Annotated in this window: 3 protein-coding genes; 2 read left to right on the top strand and 1 reads right to left on the bottom strand. The window is 64.6% G+C overall.

Translation table 11 applies throughout. The features are described 5' to 3' along the window. The coding region (locus DFP89_RS19760) for a hypothetical protein (RefSeq protein ID WP_147273373.1) at positions 1 to 1,098 on the bottom strand (1,098 nt) is incomplete at its 3' end. On the opposite strand from DFP89_RS19760, the gene DFP89_RS20215 reads away from it, so the two are divergent. Beyond that, a complete protein-coding gene (locus DFP89_RS20215) occupies positions 1,069 to 1,320 on the top strand; it encodes a hypothetical protein (protein WP_147273372.1) in 252 nt (83 codons plus the stop codon). The two genes, DFP89_RS19760 and DFP89_RS20215, sit on opposite strands and share 30 nt — an antisense overlap. 239 nt (positions 1,321 to 1,559) lie before the next feature. Continuing rightward, positions 1,560 to 3,189 (top strand): recombinase family protein (locus DFP89_RS19755; protein ID WP_245948897.1); only part of this gene is annotated, 1,630 nt, incomplete at its 3' end.

The following is a 3,189-nucleotide window of genomic DNA, read 5'->3' as shown; positions in this document are numbered from 1 at the left end:
CTCCCGGATCGTCCCGGCAATCGACGCCAGCTCCGGCATCAGAGGTTGTTCCAGCACGGCGGCGGTCGGCATGGTGTCATCCGCCAGCAGATGCTGCAGCGCCGCCATGCGACGACCATCGCCATCCCGGCGCAGGAACGCCTGAGCGCCGACCTCGCGTGCGGCCCAGATTTCAGGGCGCAGCAGCACATGCTGCGCCGAGATCTGATAGGGATCGATATCGGCAAGGAATGCCAGCGTCGCCATCTCTGCCGCGGTCAGCCGGTCCGCCTCGCGAAGGGTCGGCGGCTGGACCAGCCGTCTGGCCAGCTGCGCCTGATAGACCCGGCCCGCAGCTGCGTGAAGCCGGTTGCCAAACATATCCGGCGCAGCCAGCACCTCCGGCATCGCGAGGGGGCCAAGTTTTTCCATCCCCTCCTCATAGGCGCGCATGTCGCGGGGGCGCTGCTCAAAGGCCAGTTGCGCCAGGCGGCGGCCCTTGGACAGCGTGTTGATTACGCGCAGGTAAAGGGTGGCATAGCGTTTCGGGACGGGCGATACACCCGTCGGCAAAAAAGCTCTGGTGCGGCGCAACATTCGATCCGCCAGCGCATCGCCGAAGAATGGCTGCGCCGGTCCCTCAGTCGCAAAAGAGACGCGGCTGCGCCGCCCCTCGCGTCCCAGTTGATCGAGAAAGTCGCGAAGCACGCTATGCGCCTCGACGTTCCGGGCATCGCGCGCCTTTGCATCGGTGCTGGCTTTTTGACGTCCCGGCGTGGCGCTGATCGCCACCAGATCGGGGGCATGCGCGGCAATGTAGTCGATGTGCGAGGGATAGCTGTTGCTGAGGCTTTTTGAATTGGCGCACAAAAACTCGATCAAGGGCCTGAGGGCAAAGGTCCAGAGCCGGAGGGCTTCGAAGAGACGCGCCTCGACCAATTCGAGCTGACGGCGCCCGCGTGGCAGCGCAACCAGTGCCGGCATGGGCAGCGCGATCACGGCACAGCCCGAGGTCCGGAACCGCGCCTGCTGCCACGCAGGCAGCAGCAGACTCTCCTCGACATCGGCCAGGCTGAAGCCTTCGACAAGATGCAGTTTCTGCGCCCGGACCCGATCCATGATCAGGCGCGGAACCTGACGCCTTTCGCTGTCGATCAGCAGCAGGACCGGCCAGAGATCGGCATCCTCCAGCGCCGCGCCGGGCTGCAGCGCGTCCTCACGCGCCTTGCGCAGCTGCAGATATTGCGGCTCGGCCCAGGTCATGACCCGACCAAGCAGATCGTCAAGATCGGGCATCCCACCCCTCACGGCGCCAAAATCGCCGATTTGATTCCAATGTGACCAGCCGGTTTCGACCGAGGGCTGGGCCCCTCGCAATCCATAGGGCCCGGCATGCAACCGACAGACAAGACCCATAATGAACCACAATCCGCTTCAACAAAGCTTGATCCGCAGCACATGAAGCCCCAACCTTTCATCCATCCAGGCCTGCTGGAACTGGTGCGGGCGCTGGCACGGCACTGCGCACAGGCCGATATCGCCGCGCAACGGACGCATGGCGCTTGCCCGAGGAAGAACCGATGATTTCATCCGCACCACGCGCCGCGATCTATGCCCGCTACAGCTCGGAGCACCAGCGCGAGGCCTCGCTGGAAGACCAGATCCGGATCTGCCGTCGCCTGATCGCCGAGAAAGGCTGGACCGTCGCAGGGATCTATTCCGATGCCGCCATGTCCGGCGCTTCGGCCCTGCGGCCCGGCTACCAGAATCTGCAGGATGACGCGGGCAGGGCCCGGGTCGATGTCGTCGTCGCCGAAAGCATTGACCGCATCAGCCGCGATCAGGAGCATATCGCCGCCTTCTATAAACAGATGTCGTTCCTTGGCATCCCGCTGATCACCGTGGCCGAGGGCGAGATTTCCGAGCTGCATATCGGGCTGAAGGGCACGATGTCGGCGCTCTATCTGAAGGATCTGGCGCAAAAGACCCATCGCGGGCTGGAGGGCCGGGTGCGCGGCGGCAAATCGGCGGGCGGAATCAGCTATGGCTACCGCGTCCGGCGCGAACTGATGTCCGACGGCACGATCAGCACCGGCGAGCGGATGATTGACCCCGACCAGGCCGACATCGTCACCCGCATCTTTACCGAATACGCCTCGGGGCTTTCGGCGCGGACGATCGCCGCAGCGCTGAATGAAGAAGGCATTGCCTCACCCGACAGCGGCAAGGGTGCTGGCACCTGGGGGCCATCGACGATTTCAGGGAATTGGAAGCGGGGCACCGGGATCCTGAACAATGAGCTTTATATCGGCCGCCTCGTCTGGAACCGGCAGCGCTTCGTCAAGGACCCCGCGTCGCATAAGCGGCAGGCTCGTCCGAACCCGCCCGAGGACTGGATCATCGAGGATGTGCCCGAGCTGCGGATCATCCCCGATGACCTCTGGCAGGCGGCCAAGGCGCGCCAGGGTGCGATCCGCGCCGAGATGAACCCGGCCGGCGTGCAGAGCGCCCGGCCCCGGCCCGAACGCGCCCGCCGCCCGGACTATCTGTTCTCGGGCCTCGTCAAATGCGCCTGCTGCGGCGCAAGCTACACGCTGATCAACAAGACCCGCTACGGCTGCGCGGCGGCACGCAACAAGGGCGACGCCATCTGCAGCAACCGGGCGACTATCCTGCGCGAAGAGGTCGAGAGCCGGGTGCTGGACGGGTTGCGCGACAAGCTGCTGCACCCCGAGTTGATCGCCGCCTTCGTCGAGGAATATCGCAAGGCGTTCAATGCCGCCGCCGGGGACCGCAGCAACGCGCTGGATCATGCCCGGCGCGAGCTCAAGCAGGTCGAGAAGAAGATCGCGGGCATTCTGTCTGCAATCGAGGACGGCCTGTATCATCCGTCGATGAAGGCGAAGATGGCCGATTTCGAAAGCCGGAAGGCCCAGTTGACCGTCTCTATCGAAGACACGCCCGAGCCCCCGGCCCTGCGGCTGCACCCGCGCCTGTCGGATCTCTATCGCGAGAAGATCGCCAATCTCTCGCAAGCTCTGCAAGAACCGGGTCTGCGGTTGGAGGCCACGCAGATCCTGCGCAGCCTGATCACCGAGATCCGCATGGTGCCTGCTCCGGGCGCAACTGGTGGCCATGAGATTGAACTCATTGGGGAATTGGCCGGAATTCTGGCTTTGTCGGAAGCAGACATGACAAAGCCCCCGCGTT

Source organism: Paracoccus lutimaris, from assembly GCF_003337565.1.
Taxonomy (GTDB): Bacteria; Pseudomonadota; Alphaproteobacteria; order Rhodobacterales; family Rhodobacteraceae; genus Paracoccus; species Paracoccus lutimaris.
Note: the sequence above shows the minus strand (reverse complement) of the source record. Positions and strands in the feature narration are given on the sequence as shown.